Here is a 20,285-nt window from a genome sequence, read left to right on the forward strand (position 1 = left end):
CGGTTCCTGGAGGATCCCCCGGTACCGGCCATGAACCGATGCATGCATAGAACAGTTCTATGACCAGCTCACTGGACTTACACCGCGGCTGTGCGTTCTCTCGGTACTAGGCGGATGCGGCGGCGGCGAGCCGGGGTTCGGCCGCGGTCTTGCGGGCGTAGCGCTGGGCGAGCACCGCGCAGGTGAAGAGCTGGATCTGGTGAAAGATCATGAGCGGCAAGACGATCAGGCCGACCTGGTGACCGGCGAACAGGACCGAGGCCATGGGCAGGCCCGTGGACAGGGCCTTCTTCGAACCGCAGAAGACCAGGACGATCCGGTCCGGGGTCGAGAAGCCGACGAGTCTGCCGAGCACGCTGGTGAAGGTCAGCACGGTCGCGAGCAGGCAGGCGCAGACCGCGGCGGTGGCGAACACTCGGAGCGGGGACAGTCCGGTCCAAATGTGTTCGGCCATACCGGCACTGAACGCCGCGTACACGACCAGCAGGACCGAACCGCGGTCGACGGCCTTCAAGGGTGCCGGACGTTCGAGCAGCCAGGTCAGGCGCGAGCGCAGCACCTGTCCGAGCAGGAATGGCAACAGCAATTGCGCCATGATGACCAGTACCGTCGAGGCCTTCACCTCGGCCTTGCCCGTGGTGTCCATGAGCAGGACCACCAGCAGCGGGGTCGCGAAGACGCCGATCAGGTTCGAGAGGGAGGCGCTCACGACCGCGCCCGCGACATTGCCCCGGGCGATCGAGGTGAACGCGATCGAGGATTGCACGGTGGACGGGACCAGGCAGAGGAACAGGACGCCGATATAGAGATCCTCGGTGAGCACGGAGGGGGCGAGCACCCGCAAGGCGAAGCCGAGCAGGGGGAACACCACGAAGGTGGTCGCCAGGACCGCGGTGTGCAGACGCCAATGACGCAGTCCCGCAATCGCTTCCCGGGGCTCGAGGCGCGCGCCGTAGAGGAAGAACAGCAGCGCGATGGCGACCTTCGTGCCCTTGTCCACCACGTCCGCCATCGCACCCTGCGCCGGGAAGAGGCTGGCCAAGGCGGCGCTGCCCACGATGGAGAGCATGAAGCCGTCGATGTAGATCCTGTTCAGGTACTTCATGCGGTCAACGCTATGGGCGCGGGGTTGATCGCGATAGGCGCTCAATCGGATATCTGTAAACGTATACCGTGATAATTTGAGCCGTGTTCGATCCCGAGCTCCTGCGCACGTTTCTGGCCGTCGAGCGGGCCGGTGGGTTCACCGCGGCGGGCAAGCTGCTCGGCCTGCGGCAATCCACGATCAGCGGTCATATCGCCCGGCTGGAGAAGGCCGCCGGGCGCAGTCTGCTGCGCCGCGATACCCGCAATCTCGCGCTCACCGCGGATGGCGTGGCCATGGTCGGCTTCGCGCGGAGCATTCTGGCGGCCAATGGACAGGCCGAACAGTTCTTCTCGAACTCGACGCTCACCGGGCTGCTCCGGCTCGGTGTCTCGGAGGATCTGGCGGCCAATGATCTGCCCGAGGTGCTGCTGGAGTTCCGCCGCAGTCATCCGGGCGTCGATCTACAGCTCACCGTCGGTCTGAGCGAGACCCTCAAAACCGGTATGGAGGCCGGTGATCTGGACCTGGTGTTCGGCAAGCGCCTGCCCGGCGAGCGGCACGGCGAAGTCGTCTGGCGCGATCGCCTCGTGTGGGCGGGCCCGCCCGGAAGCCTCGTCTCCGACGGACCGGTGCCGTTGGTGACCTACCCGGCCCCCAGCCTCACTCGCCGAATCGCCTTGCGCGCCTTGAAACGTGAGGGGCGAATCTGCCGCACCACCTGTGTCAGCGACAGCCAACTGGGCCTGCGTGCCGCCTCGCTCGCAGGTCTGGGCTATATCGTCCATGCGGAAAGCCTGCTGCCGGACGGGCTGGTCGTGATCGACGACCCGCACCTGCCCGACCTCGGTGAACTCGAATTCGTCCTCATGCATCGCCGCAGCGCGCTGTCCGCTCCCGAACAGGCGCTGCGCGATGCGATTCTCGCCAACGCGCACCGCCTGCACGGGCACGGGCGCTAGATAATCAATGGGGTGCGCCTCAGTCCGTCAGATGGCGGCGGCACTCCAGGAGCACCTCGGCCGCGCCCGCGCACATGGCGCCGACGCCGATCACCGACCAGATGATCGATCCGCTGCCGCCGAGGGTGATGGCCAGCCCGAGCGTGACGATGCCGACGAACAATAGTGCGAGACCCGGCCAATCGACGCTGTCGAGAATGGATTTCGGTGGGGGAGTGGGTTCGGTGTAGACAGCTTCGTGCAATGACTCCGCGTGCAATGACTCCGGCTGCAGTGATTCCGGATCGATCGGCAGAGTTTTCGTCGAACTCATTGGGGCCATGCCTCCTCCGCGCGGTGCGCTTGCATGCTTGTGAGGGATTCCCGTTGTGGCCCGCATCGAAACCGGGGCCGGGCGTGTCGCGCTCATTCCGCCAGCGCGGCCTGCAAGGTCGGATAGCAGCGCAGTAGTCCGCGCACGCCGGTCACGTCGAGCGTGCGCTCGACCGCCCGGTTGCCCAGGACGACGCGTAGATCGACGCCTGCCGTGGATGCCGCACCGGCCGCGCAGGCCAGCACCGCGGCATTGCCGATGCTCAGGAATGGGGTATGCCGGAAATCGAGCACCACCGTGTCGGAATCGCCGGTCACCGCCCGGGTGAGGGTTCGCCGGAACTCCGGCAGTACGACCGCGTCCAGTTCGCAATCCAGACGAATTACCAAGTGGTCGACGCGATTTCGTACAACGGCTATTGCTGACATTCGAGGACCTCCAGGAGGGATCGCCCGAATCCGCGCACGCACCGTGTGGTCGCAGGAATTCGGACCGCTCGGCTGTAGTCTCAACCTCTCCTTCGGGTACCCATCGTGACCATGCCGAAACCTTCCACCGGCCAGGTTTGGCCGTCTGTACACCGGCAATGCCGGAAGGTAGGCACACTTCTCCCAGGTCACAGGAATTCTCATGTGATGACGGGCCGGAGCGGGGAAGTTGAGCTTCAACGGCACCGTGCAGAACTGGGCTGCCAAGAATGGCGTGAATGTCGCGGTCATGCGCGACCGCGCCGTCATCGACAAGGTCACCCGCGAGACCTGCCCAGAGGTCCGTGAGTCGGCCATCCAGGCCTTACAGGTTCCCGACCTCGCCACGGCCTTGATCGGATTCTGATCGGCCGCACTCGAATAGCGCGACCCTCATCCCCGAGGGAGCTGTGGTGGCGGGAAATCGGGTGAATTCCCGCCACCAGTGCTCCCTCACCTACTGCGGCGCAGTACCGAGGTGTCTCGGGTTTCCTTTTTGTTCTCTTCTGCTCCGGACAGTTTCTTCTTCTCTCGCTTGACCTCTCGGGTCCGGTCCTCGATGCGCCACATCTCAGTGGACCGGGGTGAAGTCGCGGCTGGCGATGTACTCCGGGCGGGGCTGTTGGGCGGCGAAGGGGGTGCCCAGGGTGTTCTCGACGCTGTTGAACACCAGGAAGATGTTCGAGCGAGGGAACGGGGTGATGTTGGCGGAGGAGCCGTGCATGATGTTCGAGTCGAACAGCAGGGCCGACCCGGCCGGGGCGGTGAACTGGGTGATGCCGTACTTGCTCGCCAGTTCGGTGATGTCCGCCTGGGTGGGGACGCCGATCTGCTGGTCCTGCAAGGAGTCTCGGTAATGCTCGGCGGGGGTTTCGCCCTGGCAGGGGACGAAGGTGCGGTGCGAGCCGGGCATGAGCATGAGGCTGCCGTTGAAGGGATAGTTGTCGGTCAGGGCGATGGAGAGGCTGACCGCTCGGGGGGTGGGCATGCCGTCTTCGGCGTGCCAGGTTTCGAAGTCCGAGTGCCAGTAGAAGCCGGTGCCCTGGAAGCCGGGCATCAGGTTCACCCGGGACTGATGCAGGTAGACGTCCGATCCGAGGATTTGGCGGGCCAGGCCCGCAATGCGGGATTCCCGCACCAGCTCGGCGATCATATGGCTGATGCGGTGGACCTCGAAGATCGAGCGAACCTGGTTGGAGGCGCGCTCGACGATCACCCGCTCATCGAGCAGGAGTTCGGGATCGGCTGTCAGACGGTCGATTTCGGTGGCGAAGTCGCTCACCTCGAAGGGGTCGAGGAGGGCGTCCACGACCGCGAATCCATCGGAATCGAAATTGCTGAGGGACGGGGTGCCGATCTCGCCCCACACGGTGGGGTCGCTGCGCTCCAGGTGCGGGGTGCCCACGGTGGTGCGTGTCCGGTAGCGATCGATTCTGGTGTTGTCGGACAACGACATTCGGTGAAGCTCCTGATTCTCGCTAGTCGGCGGCCACCGCGAGTGCGGGATAGACGCCGTTCTCGTCGTGGACCTCCTGCCCGGTCACCGGCGGATTGAACACGCACATCATGCGCATCCGGGTGCGGGCGAACAGGCGGTGCCGCTCATTGCCGTCGAGCAGGTACATCGAGCCGGGGGCGAGCTCGTAGGTGACGCCATTGTCGAGGTCGGCCAGGGTGCCGTCGCCTTCGATCAGCCAGACGGCCTCGATGTGGTTCTGGTAGTGGAACTCGTGGACCGTCGAGGCCTCGATGGTGGTCTCGTGGAAGGAGAATCCGACGCCGTCCCCGGCCAGCACAATGCGCTTGCTGCGCCAGCCGGGGCCCTCGACATCGCGGTCGGTGCCGGTGATTTCGGAGGTGGTGCGCACGATCATGTCAGCGGCCCCGTCCGCTGCACACCGCATCCATGGATCCGGCGAGCAGTTCCAGTCCGTGATCCAGCTCCGCTTCCGTGATCGTCAGTGCCGGAAGCAGTTTCACCACCTCGTCCTCGGGGCCGGAGGTCTCCACCAGCAGGCCGCGGTCGAAGGCGGTTTCGCACACCTTGCTGGCAAGCGAGGCGTCGTCGAAGACCACGCCGTGCACGAGGCCGCGGCCGCGGGTCGACAGGCCGTCGAACGTGGCGACCATGCCGGTCAGGGCGCGTTCGATTCGCTCCCCCTTCGCCAGCGTGGCCGTTTCCAGCGCGTCATCGGACCAATAGTGTTCCAGCGCAACGCGAGCCGTCACGAACGCGGGGTTATTGCCGCGGAAGGTGCCATTGTGCTCACCCGGAGCCCAGACATCCAGTTCCGGCTTGAACAGCACCAGAGCCATCGGAAGACCATACCCGCCAATGGATTTGGATAGCGTCACGATATCCGGTGTGATGCCCGCCACCTCGAAGGAGAAGAACGGCCCGGTGCGCCCGCAACCCATCTGCACATCATCGACGATCAGCAGAATCTCACGCGCGGAGCACAATTCGGCCAGCTGGCGCAGCCATTGCGCGCTCGCGATATTCACGCCGCCCTCGCCCTGCACCGTCTCCACGATGACGGCCGCGGGCTGATCCAGCCCCGAGGAGGCGTCGTCCAGGACGCGTTCCATCCAGGTGAACGAGTCCGCCTCGATATCGGACAGGTAGCCGTCATACGGCATGGACGTGGCATGTTGCAGCGGCACGCCCGCGCCCGCCCGCTTGGCGGCATTGCCGGTGACCGACAGCGCGCCCAGCGTCATACCGTGAAAGGCATTGGTGAAGTTGAGGATCTCGGTGCGCCCGGTCACCTTGCGCGCCAGCTTGAGCGCCGCCTCGACGGCATTGGCGCCGGTCGGTCCGGGGAACTGCACCTTGTAATCCAGCCCGCGCGGCCGCAGGACGGTATCGCGCAGGGTTTCCAGCAGGTCGCGCTTGGCGACGGTGGACATGTCCAGGGCGTGCGTGATGCCGTCCCCGCCGATGTAGTCCAGCAGCGACTGCTTGAGCACCGGATTGTTGTGCCCGTAGTTGAGCGCGCCCGCGCCCGCGAAGAAGTCCAGGTATTCCCGTCCGGATTCGTCGCGCAGCCATGAGCCCGACGCGGTGTCGAACACCGTGGGCCAGGAGCGGCAGTAGCCGCGCACATTCGATTCGGTTTCCGCGAATACCGTCATATCGGGCATGTTCATCGCCATTCCTCCTGGGGGGTGACTGGTGCGATGCGGTAGAGGTCTTCGGGCTCATGCCCGTCGGGGAACTGGCCGGCGGCGAACAGTTCGGAGCGCGTCATCTGCGCGCCCCGGCGGCGGGCCAGTGCGGAGAACATGGCGATCGACGCCGGATTGTCCGGCGAGATCGTGGTCTCCAGCAGGGAAATATCCTGTTCGGCGCCGTATTCCAGCAGTGCGTCGAGCATGGCCACGCCCAGACCGCGCCCGCGATGGGCGTGATCCACCGCTACCTGCCAGACGAAAAGTGTCTGCGGTGCTTGCGGTCTGGTGTATCCGATGACGAATCCGGCTACCTCGCCGTCGATTTCGGCGACCATCGAGGTATCGGCAAAATCCCGACACCACAACAGGTAGGCATAGCTGGAATTGGCGTCGAGGACCTGGGAGTCCTTGGCTATCTGCCACATTCGTCCGCCGTCTCCCACGACGGGTTCCCGGATCAGGATTTGCTGAGTTATCGCGTCAAGTTTGCTGATTGAGGTCTGCATGACCATCTCAGCCTTGCAACGAATCTTTGAGGTCTTCCATGCGAACTCATGACGATCTCATGACGATCAAATGACCGCGCCGGCTGCATGAGACATCAAGAACCCGCTATCGCTGCATGTCCAGGCGATATCCGAGCCCGCGGACCGTCACCACGATGCGCGGATCGGAGGGATCGGTCTCGATCTTCGTGCGCAGCCGTCGCACATGGACGTCGACAATGCGCTCATCGCCGAAGAAGCCCTCATCCCAGGCCTTGGTGAGCAATACCGTGCGACTGAGCACCCGGCCCGGATTGGCGGCGAGTTCGCACAGCAGCCGGAACTCGGTAACCGTGAGATGCAGGGAATCGTCGCCACGCCGCACCGCCCCACCGTCGGGGGACAACACCAGCGGCGCGTCCTGATCGGCGTCCAGGACCACCTCCATGGGCGGCTCGGGCACCGCATCCTCGAGCTGCGCGCCCAGGCGTGGACGACGCCGCAGCGCACGCATGCGCGCACTGATCTCCTTGATCTCGAACGGCTTGGTGAGGAAGTCGTCCGCACCCGCCTCGAGCGCGGCCACCACGTCATGGGTATCGCTGCGGGGGCTGGTCACGATGATCGGCACCTCATGCTCGCGGCGGATCTCGCGGATACAGGTGAACACGTCCATCTCGCCCACCATGAGGTCCACGATCATCACATCCGGCGCCCCATGGTTGCGCAGATGCTCGAGCGCCACCTCGGCGTCTCCCGCCTCGGCGACCTCGTACCCCTCGTCCTCCATGGCGCCCCGCAGGTCGCCCCGGACTTGGTCGTCATCCTCCACGATCATCAGGCTCGCACCCATAAACCACTATCCTCACGCACTTGCGGACGCCCGTGAGACGCCCGGCGACAATCACGATCGGTATCGTGACCGCGTTCGACCTAGTGGAATACCCGCGCTCCTGATCATCAAACCGGGCCCCGGCAGCAGTGTGCCCATCAATAGCTGTAGCGCATCAATGAGGTTGCGGTGTGACCGGCGCGGCATTCGTGGAATCGCGCAGGCAGGCGCACACATCCACCCCGACAACCCCGGGTCCGCCCCCATCACCCGAGCGCTCGGTTGTGAGAACTCGCACAGCCTCCCGGTGCGCAATTCGAGAGTGCGACAACACGTGATTCGCCGAGTTCTGTCGAGCTGACCCGGACTCCCGGGAATTCACCCAACTTGTCAGGAATCCCCGGTCCGGGTTGTCCCGAGATTTGAATCCTATTGATGGCAGCCCTGTTTCGGGATCGCGTGGCCGGGTAGGTCCGGAGTGTCCATGTAATCGACATTCTGGAGGTACAACCCATGTCAGAGCGCGAGAAGAGTGGACTTCGCGAGGGGATCGAAGGCGTTGCCGAGGGGGTCAAGGGCCGGGTCAAGGAAGTGGCCGGGACCGTGATCGGCAATGAGGATCTGCGTAAGGAGGGGCGCGTACAGCAAGAGAAGGCGGATTCCGAACGGGATGCCGCCAAGCATGAGGCGCAGGCGCAGAAGGAACGGGCGCAGGCCGAGTTCGAGGAACAGCGGCAGCGCGGCTATCAGCGCCCTGACCAGTAGCCGCACCTGATCGAATACAGCATTCAACACAATGCATGTGGGCCGCAGACCGAATCGGGTCTGCGGGCCACCATTCGGTCCATGCGGGATTCGGGCTATGCGGGATTCGGGCTATGCGGGCGGAGCCGATTCGCGGAGCAGGTCCAGGAAGGCTCGCATCCACTGGGGATGGTCGGGCCAGGCTCGGCCGGTGACCAGGTTGGCGTCCACATGGGCCGGGCTGTCCACCCATTGCGCGCCCGCCGCGATCATATCGGGCTCGAGGGCGGGATAACTGCTGGTGGAGCGATTTTCGAGGACTCCCGCGGCGGCCAGGATGAGCGGGCCGTGGCACAGTGCCGCAATGGGTTTGCCGGTTTCGGCGAAGTGCTGGACCAGAAGTCGGCAATCCTTGTCGCCGCGTAGGTATTCGGGTGCGCGGCCGCCGGGTAGAACCAGGGCCGCGTAGTCCGCGGGGTCGACATCGGTGAAGGCGAGGTCGGCGGGCCAGGTGTGGCCGGGTTTCTCGGTGTAGGTGTCGAAGCCGGGGATGAAGTCGTGGACGACGAACTGGAGTTGTTTGCGGGCCGGAGCGGCGATATCGACCTCGTAGCCCTCTTCCAGCAGACGCTGGTAGGGGTACATGACCTCAAGGTCTTCGGCGGCATCTCCGGTGATCAAGAGTACTTTTGTCATTGCGTTGCCTCCACTGGAATCGTATCGGGATTCGGTGGCGGCAATCGTTCTTTCAGCTCACACTGTCAGCTCACAACGGAGATGCGGCGTCCGGTCGGCGTGATGCGGCGTTGCCGGGCATTGCCGAGGTCGGTGGGCTGGTCGCGGCGGGCGTCGGAGCGTTCGAAGACGGCTGCGAGTTCCGGTGACCAGCGTGCGAATTCGGCGCGGACCGGTCCGTAGGTGCCGAGCTGGCACACCACCCCCATGCCGGTGAGCAGGCCGCGGGCGAACGGCGTGACATAGGCGGGAATGGTCATCTGGCGGTGCGCATTCGTGAGGCGCGGATCCAGGACGGCGCGGACGCGGCCGCGCAGCCACTCGGTGGTGAAGTGGAATTCCGGCTGTGCCAAGGGCTCGCAGACGACGGCGATGCCGTGCGCGATCGGCTCCACCTCGTAGGGACGGCCCGGTTCGACGAAACCATTGCGGCGCAGGGCGGCATCGATATCGCCGAGGTCGCCGTTCAACGCGGCCTCCATGACATCGCCGATCAGATCCTCGAATCCGGCGGGCGGCCAAGGCACGCAGGCCCCGAAATCCACCACGCCCAGCCGCCCGTCGGGCAGCACCCGGAAATTGCCGGGATGCGGATCGCAATACAGCAGCCCGGTGCGCACCCACGACGACAGGAGGAACCGCAGAATCAGCATGCCGACCCGACTGCGCTCCTCGGGCGCCCCGGAGTCCATGATCCGCGAAACCGGTGTGCCATTGAGCCATTCGGAGACGATCACATCCCCACGCTGCGTGATCACCTGCGGCACCACGAAATCCGGGTCCTCGGCGAATATCTCGGCGAACCGTCGCTGATGCTCGGCCTCGGCGGCATAGTCGAGTTCCTCTGCCACACAGGTGCAGATGGCCTCGGTCACCGCGGGCACATCCGCGCCGGGCACGAAGACCGTCGCCAGCACCGACAGTCGCCGCAGCTGCTCGAGGTCCCCGAGCACGGCGTCGTGCGCGCCCGGATACATGACCTTCACCGCGACCTGCCGCCCATCGCGCCACACCGCGCAATGCACCTGCCCGATGGAGGCGGCCGCCGCGCGCCGATCATCGAATTCCTTGAAGTACCAGCCCCAACTCTCACCCATCGCGGCGGCCATGGCCTCCCGCACGGTGCCCGGCAGCATGGTCGGCACGGAATCCTGGAGTTGGGTGAGCGCCGCGCGATAGGGCTGGGCGAGATCGGGTGGCAGTGCGAGTTCATACAGCGAGAGCAGCTGTCCCAGTTTGGTGGCGCAGCCCTTGAGTTCGCCGAGCACCTCGAAAATGTGCTGCGCGGTCCGCATCTGAATATCCAGATTGACCTCGGCGGCCGATTTGCCCAGCGCCCGTTTGCCGACCCCGGCGGCCTGCCGCCCGGCGAAGGCGACCGGAATACCGGCGAGCTTCGCAGTGCGGACCACCGCGCGCACCGGCGGCACGCCGCTCCCCGAACTGCCCCTGCCCCGCCGTACAGCCATACGCTCACCTCGCTGTGTGCACGGCCGCCGCATTCGAACGGCCTTGCCGCGGCGGTCCCCGCCGAGCCTCTCGAGAAGAGTCCAGCCGCCGCGGCGACCCACCACAGTGTTCACCGCGGCTTACCGCGGTGCGCACGTGCAGTTTGGCATACGAGAGCATAAACTGTCTGGGACGTATCCGATAGTTGTCGAAAGGTGACAGGATGGGTGCCCAGACGGTCGTCGCCGATGTCGCCGACGAGCTCGCTCGCCGCGTCGCGACCGGGGAGTACGCGCCCGGTGACCTGATGCCCTCTGTCCGCCAGGTCGCCGAGGAATTCGAGATGAACCGCGCCACGGCGCAATTGGTGCTGGGCAGGCTGGAGTCCTACGGATTCGTGGACGCCCACCGCGGTCGCGGCTTCACCGTGCGCGATGTGCGCGCCGCCGGGGGACTGGACGTCTATCGCCGCATGTTCCGGCTGTCCATGCACGCGCCCGAGGTGGCGGCGGACATGTTCCGCAATATCGTGGCCGCCGAACGCGCCATCGTGCTCGAGGCGCTGCTCGCCTACACCGAGGGTGAGCACGTCGCCGATCCGCAGATGCTGCATTCCGCCATCGATGAGATGGAGGCGCTGGCCCGCGGTACCAATCCCGCCCACGCCCGTCTGCTGAGCCTCGAGCTCGACTTGGTCCGGGCGCTGCTCAGTGAGCTCGGGCTCAGTATGCAACGCGCGGTGCTGAATTCGGTCGGGGAGATGCTCTTGGAGGTGCCGGAGGCGGTCGAGGCGTACTTCGCGGCGTCGGCGGATCTGCATGTGCTGGTGTGGCGGGCGCTGCTGGCGGTGTGGGAGTCCGAGGGCGGGCCGTCGGATGCGCAGCTGGCGCTGTTCGAGGATCTGTTCGCGATGTATCACGAGAAGGTGATCGCGCGGTTCGACGATCTGGTCGGGGTGGATTCCGAGGACTTCGAGCAGGGGCAAGCGGCCAGCGCCTGACTCCGATTGACCATCTGTCCCAGACAATCTAGGGTTCACTCTGTAACGGGCACAGCGCGTGTCGGGCTACAGCTTTGGCGCGCGCACTCACTTCACCCTCGCGCCGGTAATCAACGGCGATACGGAATCGAGGCACGGCATGGCAGGCAAGAGGCGCACCGCAATGGCGCGGTCGGCGAAGATCGCCGCACTCCCGATGGGCATCATGGCCCGCCGGATGACCGCCACCGGCAAGGCCATCATGACCGGGGCCGATCGCGGCACCATCGACGAGGCGCTGGTGGACAAGGCGGCCGACGAGGTCTTCCGGGTGCTCGGCGAGCTCAAAGGCGGGGCCATGAAACTCGGGCAGGCGCTGAGCGTGGCCGAGGCCGCGGTGCCGCCGCGCTTCGCCGACCGCTACCGGGATGCCTTGTCGCGCTTGCAGAATCAGGCTCCTCCCATGCCGGTGCAGCAGGCGCATCGCATGCTGGACGAGCAGCTGGGCACCCGGTGGCGCGAGCGCTTCGAATCCTTCACCGACACCCCGGTCGCGGCCGCCAGCATCGGCCAGGTGCACCGGGCGGTATGGAAGGACGGCCGCGAGGTCGCGGTAAAGATCCAGTATCCGGGCGCGGATGTGGCGCTCATGTCGGATCTCAAACTGCTGCAAATGCTTTCGAGCACATTCGGGGTATTCATGCCCGGTGTGGACGTGCGATCGATGATCGAGGAGTTCGTCGAGCGCACCGCCGATGAACTCGACTACCGCATCGAGGCCGACCATCAGCGCCGCTTCGCCAAGGCCTATGCCGGGGACCCGAAGTTCTTCGTGCCCAGGGTGATCGCCAGCGCGCCCAAGGTCATGATCACCGAATGGATGGAGGCCACACCGCTGTCCAGGATCATTGCCGAAGGCACCCCCGAACAGCGCAATCGGGCGGGGGAGCTGCTGGCCGAGCTCGGGTTGAGCTCGCCGAAGGTGGTCGGCTATCTGCACTGCGATCCGCATCCGGGCAACTTCCAGCTGCTCGCCGATGGCCGCCTTGGGATCATCGACTTCGGCGCGACCATCGCAGTACCGGACGGATTGCCGCCGGTGGTGGGCGAGCTGGCCCGGCTCGCCGTCCAGGAGGACTACGAGGGATTGCTGACGGCCTTGCGGGACAATGGTTTCGTGCGCCCGGGCCACACTCTCGACCTGGATCCGATCAAGAACATGGTCGCGCCCATCGTGGCCGAGCTGGACGGCGACTATCTGCACATCAGCCGGAAGTTGTTGCAGGAGCACATGGTTCGCGCCATGGATGTGCAGAACATGTCGATGAACAACACCATGGCCGTGCGCATGCCGCCCGAGCTGCCGGATATGGTGATGCTCGGGCGGGTGCTGGCGGGCATTGTCGGCGTATGCGCCCAGTTGGACGCGAACGCGCCGTTCGTCGCTCTCGTCACGCGCTGGCTGCCGGGTTATGCCCAGGAGGGCGAAGCCGCCTGACGCGCAAGCGAATCAGCTGGTGCGTACTGCGAATCGCGGCCGAGTGTCGGGGGCTCGGCCGCGATCGGCAGGTGTCGGTCCGTGCGATCGTGTTTCGTGCAATTGTGTTTCGTGCAATCGTATTTCGTGATTGCGTTCTCAGCCGCCGACGACCGTCGCCGCCACGACCAGCGCGCCGATGATCGTGATCGCCATTACCGCCAATATCAGCAGGTTTCTGGGTGTGGGTGGCTCTTCCTGAGCGGGTGGCCGAACGGCCATGGAACTCATCTCCTCAACGGTATAGGTGGTGGTGGCGGATCATCGTATTCCGGTGGTTCCCAATACGTTTGCAAACCGGGACGTTGTGGCATGAGTTCGGCCGCCTCGCGGGCCACGCCGACGAAGCCCGGATGGTCGATCACGAAGCGGATGACCCGTTCCACCTCCGGCCCGGTGGCCAGCCGCATTCCGGCCCGGACCAGGCCCGGGAAGGCGCGAGTGATCCAGTAGGCCAGCAGGGATTCCAGGCGCAGCGGCATGACCGCGCGATTGTCGGCGGCGGCCGCGACGATCTTGCGGCCCGCCTTGTCCGGATGCATGCCCGCCAGGGTCATGGCCTTCACCACGATCTGCCGGGTGATGGCAACCTGTTCGGCGCTGAGTGTGGCGAGACTGGCGGTGGCGGCCAGATTGGTGGCGATCAATCCGGGGCATACCACGGTGACACCGATTCGCTGCGCGGCCAATTCGACCCGCAGCGTCTCGCTGAACTGCTTCACCGCGGCCGCGGTGAAGCAGTAGGGCGTGCCGAGCCGCATGGCCGCGAAGGCCGCGATGGAGGAGACGTTCACCAGTTGCCCGCCGGTGCCGCGTTCGGCCATCTGCGCCCCGAACAGGCGGGAGCCGTGCACGATTGCCATCAGGTTCACGTCGACGATTCGGTGCAGGTCGGCCGGTCGGATGTCGAAAAATGGCCCGCCGACCACGATTCCGGCGTTATTGACGACCACATCGGGCACCCCGTGCGCGGTTCGCACATAGTCGGCGAAGGCCTCCAGGGACGGCAGGTCCGCCACGTCCAGGGCGTACGGTACGGCCGATCCGCCCGCTGAACGAATATGTGCGACAGTGTCTTTCGCCGTCGCGAAATTGATGTCGGCGACGATGACCTCGGCCCCGCGGGCCGCGAGCGCCTTGGCGGTGCCGCGGCCGATGCCGCTGCCCGCCCCGGTCACAACGGCTATTTCCGGGCGAAATGGTTTCCGCATCGATCGTCTGCACCTCCGGCTGGAGAGTCAGAGTGTACACTGTCTGGGACAGTAAGTGAACCGAAGTGATCAGGCGCCGCAGCCGCGGAAACAGGGGAAACCACATGGCAGGCTTCGAGAATGAGGTTGTGGTCATCACCGGTGCCGGTGGCGGCATCGGGCGGGCGGTCGCACAGCGCTTCGCGCGCAAGCGGGCCATTGTCATCGTGGCCGACCTCGACAAGCAGCGGGCCGTCGAAACCGTCGAGACCATAGAGGCATTCGGCGGGGACGCCACGCCCTATGCGGTGGATGTCTCCGACGCGGCGGCCATGGAGAGCTTCGCCGAGGATGTCGCCGCCGAGTTCGGCATACCGCGCGTGCTGGTCAACAATGCCGGATACACCACGGCGGGGCCATTTCTGGAGCATACGGTCGAGGACTGGGATCGGCTCATGGGCGTCAATGTGTGGGGGCTGGTCTACGGATCCACCTACTTCGGGCGGCAGATGGCGGAATCCGGGCGCGGGGGCCGGATCATCAATGTCACCTCGGTCGCGGCCTTCACGCCGATTCCCCTCAGCACGCCGTACTGCACCACCAAGGCGGCGGCCCAGATGCTCACCGAGGGACTGCGATTGGAGTTCGCGGGCACGGGGGTGGGCGTCACCGCGGTCTGCCCGGCGCTCGTGCACACCGGCCTCTACGAGGATCGCGATGCGGACGCCGAGGACACGGCCGCCGCCGCCCGCACGCTCAGTGTGTCCGCGCTGGCCCAGCGCTATGTCGCCTACAGTCCGGACAGCATTGCCCGCACCATCGTCCGGGTGGCGGCGCGCAATCCGGCGGTGGTGCCGACGCCCATCGAAGCCCGCGCGCTGTACCTTGCGACCCGGGTCTCGCCGGGCGGTGCGCGGCTCGCGGCGCGATTCCTGAAGCCGCACCGGCTCACCGGGCTCCGGGCCACGGTCACCCGGCCCGGCGTGCTGACCCGGATCGACGATTACCTCGCGAAGAAGCTCGAGCGCTTCGAAAGCCGGTAACCCGTCGGTTCAGTAGCGGCCGAACAATACGGCCGCATTGTGGCCGCCGAAGCCGAAGGAGTTGTTCAGCGCGAAGTCGATATTCGTGTGGCGCGGCTTGGTGTGCACCACGTCGAGATCGATTTCTGGGTCCTGGTTCTCCAGATTGAGGGTCGGGGGGATCACCTGATCGCGGAGGGTGAGCACGGAGATGATCGCCTCGAGCGCGCCCACCGCTCCGACCGAATGGCCGAGCGCGGACTTGGGCGCGTAGACGGCCGGATGTGTGCCGACGGCGGCCGTGATTCCCTTGGCCTCGGCGAGATCTCCGATGCTGGTGCCGGTGGCGTGGGCATTGACGTGATCGACCTCGGCCGGGCTGACGCCCGCGGTTTCGATGGCCCGGCGCATGGCGCGAGCGCAGCCCGTGCCCTCCGGGTCGGGGGCCACCATGTGGTAGCCGTCGGCGGTGAGTCCCGCGCCGAGTAGTCGGGCGATCGGTTGGGCCCCGCGCGCCAAGGCGTGCTGCTCGGATTCGATCAGCAGCAGTGCGGCGGCCTCGCCGAAGACGAATCCGTCCCGGTCCCGGTCGAACGGACGGGAGGCGCGCTCGGGCTCGTCGAGGCGGGTGCTGAGCGCCCGCGCCATCGAAAAACCGGCAATGGCAACGGGATTGATGTATCCCTCGACGCCGCCCGCCACCATGATGTCGGCCTCGCCGAGCACAATGGACCGCCACGCATGCACCAGCGCCTCACAGCCCGACGCACAGGCCGACACCGGTGTGACGATCGACGCGCGGGCCCCGATCTCCAGACCCACCACCCCGGACACCCCGTTCGGCATGCTCATCGGCACCGCGAACGGCGACACCTTGCGATAGCCGTGATCGCGCATGGCGTCATTGGCATCCACAATGGCGTCCGCGCCGCCGAGCCCGGTGCCTATGCACACCCCGAGCCGGTCCTTGTCCACCTCCGGGGCTCCGGCGTTGTCCCACAACCGTTTTCCCATCACATACGCCATGCGCTGCACATACGACATGCGCCGCTTGCGGACCCGGTCGACGTCCTCGCTCGGGTCGTGCACCAGCTTGCCGCCGATGGTGACGGGCAGTTGCAGCCGGGCCATTTCGGGATCGGCGAGGGTCTTGATTCCGCTGGCTCCGGCGAGCAGACCCTGCCAGGTGCCTTCGGTGTCGGCGGCGATCGATGTGGTCATCTCCACCGCGGTCACCACGACATCTCGGAAGCCGCCATTACGGGTGGAGAAGTTCTCGAGCGTGTTCACTGATGTTTCCTTAGCGGCCAATTATCAAGCACTGCAATGTCATTGCGTTCGCAGTGAGGCTAGCCCGGAACCCCCGGCGTGGCAGGCCGAAACTTAGATGCGAGCCGCCAATCCGCGAATGCCGATCTTCGCGAACGGGCGCACGAACGGCGCGGCCCAGCGCAGCGGCAGGAATGAACCGATGCGCGGCCGGAAGGCGATGGTCCAGGTGAGGGTGGTGCCGGTCGCGGTCTCGGTGAGCCGGTAATCCTCGGCGAACGATTTGATCGCGAACGGGAGGGAGATCTTGGTGCCGGTGACGGTGAGGCGCTCACCGGGCGTCAGGGTGATGACCTTCTCCTCGGCCGCGAACAGCAGGCCGTCGAAGGTGCGCTGTGCGCCTTCATTGCGGTAGTCGTCGCGGTAGCGGATGCCGTTGATGAGCGGAATCCAGGAGAAGGTGCCGTTGAGTTGGAGGGCGTCCCACACCTTGTGCGGTGGGAAGGGGAATTCGCGTTCGGCGGTGACGGCGAAAGTGCCGCGCTCGGCGAGATATTCGTCGATCTGGGCGGCGGTCAGCGGCCGGGTGTCGAAGCCGCCTCCTGCCAGCACGGCCTTGATCCAGGTGCGCAGGAGGTAGAGGGTGATGCCGCCCGTGATGGCTCCGATAACCACCAGGGCGACCACGACGTAGACGATGACGGTGAGCATGGGTGTCAGAAGTCCTTGCCGTCGGCACGATTCCGGTTCGCGAAGGCCCGGATCGCCCCGCCCGCCTGCGCGGCCACGGCGGCCGTGGTTCGCACGCTGCGCATCTTGAAGATCTGCCACACGCCGATCAGGGCCGCTATTGCGGCGGGCACCAACATGATCGAGGACGTGGTGAGCAGGGCCGCCCAATGCGGCATCCACTGGCTCAGCAGCTCCACCAGGAATGAGAAGAAGTAGATGGTGCCGTAGATCGCCGCGATCGCCGCGAATCCCAGCATGGCCGCGGCGATCAGGCCGCGCACCAGTTCGGCGAAGAGGAACTTTCCGGCGCGGTGTAGTCGGGGTCCGAGCCAGGCGGAGAATTCCGCGAGCAGATATCGGATCGCCCGCTCGAATGTGCCGGGCGGTACCTCGACCGCTGTGCCGTAGCTGTTGTGGTAGCTCGCCATGCGCGGCCCCCTCTGTCGATCATGGAATCGGCGGCCGCATGCCGCGGGAACTGTCGCAGCGTAGCACGATCGAGTAGATTGTCTCAGACGGTAATCAGGACTGTGTAGGAGCGTGAGCGGAATGGCCGCATCCATCCCCCTCGTCGCGCGCCGCTGGAGCGCCGATGACATCCCGGATCTGACCGGAAAGACGGCGGTGGTCACCGGAGCCAATAGCGGCCTGGGTCTGCGCACCGCGGAAGCGTTGGCCGCCAAGGGCGCTCAGGTGCTCATGGCCTGCCGCAATGAGCTCAAGGCCGCAGCCGCACTGGAATCGGTATCGGCGGCCGCCACCGGCCCCAAACCCGAAGTGCTGCCCCTGGATCTGGCCGACCTGACCTCGGTGCGCCGCGCGGCCGATCACCTCGACGTCCGCGGCGGCGCGATCGACATTCTCGTCAACAATGCCGGTGTCATGGCCCTGCCCGGCCACATTCGCACCGCCGACGGCTTCGATGCGCAATTCGGCACGAACCATCTGGGCCACTACGCCTTCACCGGATTGTTGCTCCCCGCATTGCTGCGCGCTCCCTCACCGCGCGTGGTGACGGTCTCCTCGGTCGCGGCCTGGGGCGGCGTCATCAACTGGCCCGACCCGAATTGGCGCGTCCTTTACATCCGCTGGCTCGCCTACAGCCAATCCAAACTGGCCAACCTCCTCTTCTCCGCCGAACTGGACCGCCGCGCCCGCGCCGCCGGAACCACCCTCACCTCGGTGGCCGCCCACCCCGGCCTCTCCGCCACCAACCTCTACGACTCCAACGGCGAAAAAGGCCTGACCGCAACCCTGGCCGCCCTCCAACAGCGACTGATCGTCTCCCTGGCCCAATCCGACCGCATGGGTGCACTCCCGCAGCTCTACGCCGCCACCATGCCCGCTATCCCCGGCAACGCCTACCTGGGCCCCGCCTTCGAAACCTTCGGCTATCCCCGCCGCACCCTCCGAAACCCCCTGGCCTACAGCCGCCTCCAGGCCCGAGCCCTCTGGCGCCTCAGCGAAAACCTCACCGGCATCGAATACCCCTGGCCATAACTCTCCCCGGTCATGAGTAGACGAGGTCACATCCGAAGTGCCACATCACGGGCGTCAGCACGATGCCCGTGCCGATCACGACGAGAGGGCTGGGCCAGAGAAAGGCCTACCGCCCGTGATGCTGGTCGCCCGACCTCGAGGGCAATCGAGTTTTCACGCCTCCGAGATCGGGCCCGCACCGGTCGGCCCGCGGGATTAGCGGGCGGGGGATCGGGGAGCGTGCGAGAATCGGCAGCTGGTCGGGGGTCGTACCGATTTCGGATGAGGGAGATGCTTGTGAGTAAGAGGTTCCTGGTTGGACTGCCGGTGGCGGTATTCGCGGTGGTGCCGCTGTTCGGGATGGCCGGAATGGCCACCGCGCATGCGGACACGGTGAATTTCACCTGCACGGGTCAGACGTGGGCGGGTGAAGAGTTGCCCGCCGTGACGGTGGAAATCCATGTGAAGCGGAATACGAGGGACACCTCCCTCGCTCGCCAAGCCGCCCAGAAGGCACAGCCGGAATGGCGGGGCACCGCCAAGTTCTCGACCATCAACTGCCAGAAGCAGGGCTGAGTCGAGCCGAGGCCCGGACTCGCCGGAAGTCCGGGCCGCCCGCACGTTAGATGTCGCGGCGGTGGCTGAGGTAGGCGAAAGAGGCCAGGCCCAGGGGGATCTGGCACCAGAAGGTGAGTAGGCGATAGCCGAGGGCCACACCGACGGCCACGCCCACGCTCAGGCCCGCGACGGCGGTGAGGCCCGCCGCGATGGTGATCTCCTTGGCGGCTACGCCATTGGGGGAGGGGAGTAGCGGGGCCAGGGCCACGGTCACGAGTTCGACCACGAAGGTGTCGAAGAGACTGAGGTTCGCGCCTACCGCGTGCAGTACGGCCCACAGCGCCACGACCATGAGCAGGGGCTGAAGCAGGGCGCAGATCCAGAGGAGCGCGGCGCGGCTCGGGCGGACAGCGGTGGCGGCCACCGATTTCCAGGCGAATTCGGCGTCGGTTCTGGCATGCAGCAGGCGCGAGGCGAGACCCCGCCAGCCGCCACGGGCTCGTACCCAGCGCTGGAGCGTCATGGTCCCGGCACTCACGACGGCGATGAGGACCACGAGGGCCGCCGTGGCGATGGCCGCGGTGCGCCACGGATGGTCCATGGCGGACTGCCACCAACCCGACGAGCGCGCGCCGAGGTCATGCCAGGGCGGCTGCGAGCCGGTGCGCCGGACCAGCGCCGGAGTGGCCAGGATGGCGACGGCCACCAGGGGTATTCGCACCACCAGGGCCGCGACCCCGAGCAATGTCATGGAGGCGACGGCCGCGCTGCGGCTGAGCCCGGCCTTGCGCAGGAAGCGCATGCGAATGAGCAGCGAGGCCGCCGGAATCAGCCCGATCGCGGGCACGGCCAGTTGCAGGGCGAAGAGCTTTCGGGAGGCGGGTTCGGCCGGAATGGATCCGCGCAGCATGCACACCGAGGTGGGCCAGAGCGCGAGGGTCGCCACCGCGGCGAGCGCCAGCCACCAGGGGTCGGCGGTGAGCAGGGTGTGCGTCCCGATCGAGACGGCCTCGTGTTGCCATAGCGCCGCCGCAACCACCACCGCGGTGAAAAGTACGGTCGGGAGGGCCTTTCTCGCTAGAGCGGGAACTGCCAGAGCCATCGGCTCTCCTTGGGTGTCGCGGTCGCGGGAGGTGACTGAACCTATGAATCGCGAATCCGATGACCGACATTACCCGGATCTGGAAGGGGCGACCCGCATTCCGGCACAACAGTGGGCACCTGCCGGACAACTGTGGGTTGGGCGGGCCGCCCCCGATGCTCTTGGACACCCG

24 protein-coding genes are annotated in these 20,285 nt (G+C 66.2%); 8 read left to right on the forward strand and 16 right to left on the reverse strand.

Going from position 1 to position 20,285, the window contains the following annotated elements:
- Positions 1 to 106: 106 nt before the first annotated feature.
- Entirely contained in the window at positions 107 to 1,105 is a 999-nt protein-coding gene (locus tag AB0N05_RS07605; RefSeq protein WP_364688727.1) for a bile acid:sodium symporter family protein, read from the reverse strand.
- Between the two features lie 83 nt (positions 1,106 to 1,188).
- Between AB0N05_RS07605 and AB0N05_RS07610 the strand changes: the two genes are divergently transcribed.
- A complete protein-coding gene (locus AB0N05_RS07610) occupies positions 1,189 to 2,046 on the forward strand; it encodes a LysR family transcriptional regulator (protein ID WP_364688730.1) in 858 nt (285 codons plus the stop codon).
- 19 nt (positions 2,047 to 2,065) lie between these two features.
- On the opposite strand, the gene AB0N05_RS07615 is transcribed toward AB0N05_RS07610, so the two are convergent.
- Together AB0N05_RS07615 and AB0N05_RS07620 are read right to left on the reverse strand one after the other, a co-directional pair.
- Complete coding sequence (locus tag AB0N05_RS07615) at positions 2,066 to 2,359, reverse strand: hypothetical protein (protein WP_364688733.1); 294 nt, start codon at positions 2,357 to 2,359, stop codon at positions 2,066 to 2,068.
- A gap of 92 nt (positions 2,360 to 2,451) precedes the next feature.
- Positions 2,452 to 3,096 (reverse strand): STAS domain-containing protein, encoded by a 645-nt coding sequence (locus AB0N05_RS07620; protein WP_364688736.1) that lies wholly within the window; start codon positions 3,094 to 3,096, stop codon positions 2,452 to 2,454.
- Here AB0N05_RS07620 and AB0N05_RS07625 point away from each other — a divergent pair.
- The gene (locus AB0N05_RS07625) at positions 3,017 to 3,193 is read left to right on the forward strand and encodes a hypothetical protein (protein WP_364689640.1); all 177 of its coding nucleotides are present in this window, start codon (positions 3,017 to 3,019) and stop codon (positions 3,191 to 3,193) included. The genes AB0N05_RS07620 and AB0N05_RS07625 overlap by 80 nt on opposite strands.
- Before the next feature lie 204 nt (positions 3,194 to 3,397).
- Here the strand turns inward: AB0N05_RS07625 and thpD are convergent, their stop codons facing one another.
- The 5 genes from thpD to AB0N05_RS07650 all read right to left on the reverse strand — a co-directional run bounded on the left by thpD (position 3,398) and on the right by AB0N05_RS07650 (position 7,338).
- A complete protein-coding gene (gene thpD, locus AB0N05_RS07630; protein ID WP_364688739.1) occupies positions 3,398 to 4,282 on the reverse strand; it encodes an ectoine hydroxylase in 885 nt (294 codons plus the stop codon).
- A 22-nt stretch (positions 4,283 to 4,304) separates the two neighbouring features.
- Entirely contained in the window at positions 4,305 to 4,700 is a 396-nt protein-coding gene (locus AB0N05_RS07635) for an ectoine synthase (RefSeq protein WP_364688742.1), read from the reverse strand.
- 1 nt (position 4,701) lies between these two features.
- The gene (gene ectB / locus AB0N05_RS07640; RefSeq protein ID WP_364688745.1) at positions 4,702 to 5,976 is read right to left on the reverse strand and encodes a diaminobutyrate--2-oxoglutarate transaminase; all 1,275 of its coding nucleotides are present in this window, start codon (positions 5,974 to 5,976) and stop codon (positions 4,702 to 4,704) included.
- On the reverse strand, positions 5,973 to 6,506 hold the full coding sequence (ectA, locus tag AB0N05_RS07645; protein WP_364688747.1) for a diaminobutyrate acetyltransferase: 534 nt from the start codon (positions 6,504 to 6,506) through the stop codon (positions 5,973 to 5,975). The genes ectB and ectA overlap by 4 nt, the downstream gene beginning before the upstream one ends.
- Before the next feature lie 106 nt (positions 6,507 to 6,612).
- On the reverse strand, positions 6,613 to 7,338 hold the full coding sequence (locus AB0N05_RS07650; RefSeq protein WP_364688750.1) for a response regulator transcription factor: 726 nt from the start codon (positions 7,336 to 7,338) through the stop codon (positions 6,613 to 6,615).
- 492 nt (positions 7,339 to 7,830) lie between these two features.
- On the opposite strand from AB0N05_RS07650, the gene AB0N05_RS07655 reads away from it, so the two are divergent.
- Positions 7,831 to 8,082, forward strand: a complete 252-nt coding sequence (locus AB0N05_RS07655) for a CsbD family protein (protein WP_364688753.1) — start codon at positions 7,831 to 7,833, stop codon at positions 8,080 to 8,082.
- Between the two features lie 111 nt (positions 8,083 to 8,193).
- Here AB0N05_RS07655 and AB0N05_RS07660 read toward each other — a convergent pair whose 3' ends face one another.
- Both AB0N05_RS07660 and AB0N05_RS07665 read right to left on the reverse strand, forming a co-directional pair.
- Positions 8,194 to 8,757, reverse strand: coding sequence for a DJ-1/PfpI family protein (locus AB0N05_RS07660; RefSeq protein WP_364688756.1), 564 nt, complete (start codon positions 8,755 to 8,757; stop codon positions 8,194 to 8,196).
- A 65-nt stretch (positions 8,758 to 8,822) separates the two neighbouring features.
- On the reverse strand, positions 8,823 to 10,265 hold the full coding sequence (locus AB0N05_RS07665; RefSeq protein WP_364688759.1) for an AarF/ABC1/UbiB kinase family protein: 1,443 nt from the start codon (positions 10,263 to 10,265) through the stop codon (positions 8,823 to 8,825).
- Positions 10,266 to 10,468: 203 nt separating this feature from the next.
- Between AB0N05_RS07665 and AB0N05_RS07670 the strand changes: the two genes are divergently transcribed.
- A complete protein-coding gene (locus AB0N05_RS07670; RefSeq protein ID WP_364688762.1) occupies positions 10,469 to 11,245 on the forward strand; it encodes a GntR family transcriptional regulator in 777 nt (258 codons plus the stop codon).
- Positions 11,246 to 11,384: 139 nt separating this feature from the next.
- Positions 11,385 to 12,722, forward strand: coding sequence for an AarF/ABC1/UbiB kinase family protein (locus AB0N05_RS07675; protein ID WP_364688765.1), 1,338 nt, complete (start codon positions 11,385 to 11,387; stop codon positions 12,720 to 12,722).
- A gap of 138 nt (positions 12,723 to 12,860) precedes the next feature.
- On the opposite strand, the gene AB0N05_RS07680 is transcribed toward AB0N05_RS07675, so the two are convergent.
- Positions 12,861 to 12,992, reverse strand: a complete 132-nt coding sequence (locus AB0N05_RS07680; protein ID WP_364688767.1) for a hypothetical protein — start codon at positions 12,990 to 12,992, stop codon at positions 12,861 to 12,863.
- Complete coding sequence (locus tag AB0N05_RS07685) at positions 12,989 to 13,972, reverse strand: SDR family NAD(P)-dependent oxidoreductase (RefSeq protein ID WP_364688770.1); 984 nt, start codon at positions 13,970 to 13,972, stop codon at positions 12,989 to 12,991. The genes AB0N05_RS07680 and AB0N05_RS07685 overlap by 4 nt, the downstream gene beginning before the upstream one ends.
- Before the next feature lie 104 nt (positions 13,973 to 14,076).
- On the opposite strand from AB0N05_RS07685, the gene AB0N05_RS07690 reads away from it, so the two are divergent.
- The gene (locus AB0N05_RS07690) at positions 14,077 to 14,994 is read left to right on the forward strand and encodes an SDR family NAD(P)-dependent oxidoreductase (RefSeq protein ID WP_364688773.1); all 918 of its coding nucleotides are present in this window, start codon (positions 14,077 to 14,079) and stop codon (positions 14,992 to 14,994) included.
- Between the two features lie 9 nt (positions 14,995 to 15,003).
- Here the strand turns inward: AB0N05_RS07690 and AB0N05_RS07695 are convergent, their stop codons facing one another.
- The 3 genes from AB0N05_RS07695 to AB0N05_RS07705 form a co-directional block, all read right to left on the reverse strand.
- Entirely contained in the window at positions 15,004 to 16,263 is a 1,260-nt protein-coding gene (locus AB0N05_RS07695; RefSeq protein ID WP_364688776.1) for a KasA/KasB family beta-ketoacyl-ACP synthase, read from the reverse strand.
- A 93-nt stretch (positions 16,264 to 16,356) separates the two neighbouring features.
- The gene (locus AB0N05_RS07700) at positions 16,357 to 16,953 is read right to left on the reverse strand and encodes an SRPBCC family protein (RefSeq protein WP_364688779.1); all 597 of its coding nucleotides are present in this window, start codon (positions 16,951 to 16,953) and stop codon (positions 16,357 to 16,359) included.
- A 5-nt stretch (positions 16,954 to 16,958) separates the two neighbouring features.
- Positions 16,959 to 17,402 (reverse strand): phage holin family protein, encoded by a 444-nt coding sequence (locus tag AB0N05_RS07705; RefSeq protein WP_364688782.1) that lies wholly within the window; start codon positions 17,400 to 17,402, stop codon positions 16,959 to 16,961.
- 121 nt (positions 17,403 to 17,523) lie between these two features.
- Here AB0N05_RS07705 and AB0N05_RS07710 point away from each other — a divergent pair, with 121 nt between their 5' ends.
- Entirely contained in the window at positions 17,524 to 18,474 is a 951-nt protein-coding gene (locus tag AB0N05_RS07710; protein WP_364688785.1) for an oxidoreductase, read from the forward strand.
- A gap of 276 nt (positions 18,475 to 18,750) precedes the next feature.
- Positions 18,751 to 19,029, forward strand: a complete 279-nt coding sequence (locus AB0N05_RS07715; RefSeq protein WP_364688787.1) for a hypothetical protein — start codon at positions 18,751 to 18,753, stop codon at positions 19,027 to 19,029.
- Between the two features lie 46 nt (positions 19,030 to 19,075).
- On the opposite strand, the gene AB0N05_RS07720 is transcribed toward AB0N05_RS07715, so the two are convergent.
- Entirely contained in the window at positions 19,076 to 20,113 is a 1,038-nt protein-coding gene (locus AB0N05_RS07720; RefSeq protein ID WP_364688790.1) for a lysylphosphatidylglycerol synthase domain-containing protein, read from the reverse strand.
- Positions 20,114 to 20,285: the final 172 nt, after the last annotated feature.

This window comes from Nocardia sp. NPDC051030 (assembly GCF_040683015.1).
Lineage (GTDB): Bacteria > Actinomycetota > Actinomycetes > Mycobacteriales > Mycobacteriaceae > Nocardia.

What these genes read in the sequence shown, in the direction of transcription:
- AB0N05_RS07605 (WP_364688727.1), bottom strand. Translation starts at nt 1,105, where the DNA reads ATGAAGTACCTGAACAGGATCTACATCGACGGCTTCATGCTCTCCATC.
- AB0N05_RS07615 (WP_364688733.1), bottom strand. Translation starts at nt 2,359, where the DNA reads ATGAGTTCGACGAAAACTCTGCCGATCGATCCGGAATCACTGCAGCCG.
- AB0N05_RS07620 (WP_364688736.1), bottom strand. Translation starts at nt 3,096, where the DNA reads ATGACGGCGCGGTCGCGCATGACCGCGACATTCACGCCATTCTTGGCA.
- thpD (WP_364688739.1), bottom strand. Translation starts at nt 4,282, where the DNA reads ATGTCGTTGTCCGACAACACCAGAATCGATCGCTACCGGACACGCACC.
- AB0N05_RS07635 (WP_364688742.1), bottom strand. Translation starts at nt 4,700, where the DNA reads ATGATCGTGCGCACCACCTCCGAAATCACCGGCACCGACCGCGATGTC.
- ectB (WP_364688745.1), bottom strand. Translation starts at nt 5,976, where the DNA reads ATGAACATGCCCGATATGACGGTATTCGCGGAAACCGAATCGAATGTG.
- ectA (WP_364688747.1), bottom strand. Translation starts at nt 6,506, where the DNA reads ATGCAGACCTCAATCAGCAAACTTGACGCGATAACTCAGCAAATCCTG.
- AB0N05_RS07650 (WP_364688750.1), bottom strand. Translation starts at nt 7,338, where the DNA reads ATGGGTGCGAGCCTGATGATCGTGGAGGATGACGACCAAGTCCGGGGC.
- AB0N05_RS07655 (WP_364688753.1), top strand. Translation starts at nt 7,831, where the DNA reads ATGTCAGAGCGCGAGAAGAGTGGACTTCGCGAGGGGATCGAAGGCGTT.
- AB0N05_RS07660 (WP_364688756.1), bottom strand. Translation starts at nt 8,757, where the DNA reads ATGACAAAAGTACTCTTGATCACCGGAGATGCCGCCGAAGACCTTGAG.
- AB0N05_RS07665 (WP_364688759.1), bottom strand. Translation starts at nt 10,265, where the DNA reads ATGGCTGTACGGCGGGGCAGGGGCAGTTCGGGGAGCGGCGTGCCGCCG.
- AB0N05_RS07670 (WP_364688762.1), top strand. Translation starts at nt 10,469, where the DNA reads ATGGGTGCCCAGACGGTCGTCGCCGATGTCGCCGACGAGCTCGCTCGC.
- AB0N05_RS07675 (WP_364688765.1), top strand. Translation starts at nt 11,385, where the DNA reads ATGGCAGGCAAGAGGCGCACCGCAATGGCGCGGTCGGCGAAGATCGCC.
- AB0N05_RS07680 (WP_364688767.1), bottom strand. Translation starts at nt 12,992, where the DNA reads ATGAGTTCCATGGCCGTTCGGCCACCCGCTCAGGAAGAGCCACCCACA.
- AB0N05_RS07685 (WP_364688770.1), bottom strand. Translation starts at nt 13,972, where the DNA reads ATGCGGAAACCATTTCGCCCGGAAATAGCCGTTGTGACCGGGGCGGGC.
- AB0N05_RS07690 (WP_364688773.1), top strand. Translation starts at nt 14,077, where the DNA reads ATGGCAGGCTTCGAGAATGAGGTTGTGGTCATCACCGGTGCCGGTGGC.
- AB0N05_RS07700 (WP_364688779.1), bottom strand. Translation starts at nt 16,953, where the DNA reads ATGCTCACCGTCATCGTCTACGTCGTGGTCGCCCTGGTGGTTATCGGA.
- AB0N05_RS07705 (WP_364688782.1), bottom strand. Translation starts at nt 17,402, where the DNA reads ATGGCGAGCTACCACAACAGCTACGGCACAGCGGTCGAGGTACCGCCC.
- AB0N05_RS07710 (WP_364688785.1), top strand. Translation starts at nt 17,524, where the DNA reads ATGGCCGCATCCATCCCCCTCGTCGCGCGCCGCTGGAGCGCCGATGAC.
- AB0N05_RS07720 (WP_364688790.1), bottom strand. Translation starts at nt 20,113, where the DNA reads ATGGCTCTGGCAGTTCCCGCTCTAGCGAGAAAGGCCCTCCCGACCGTA.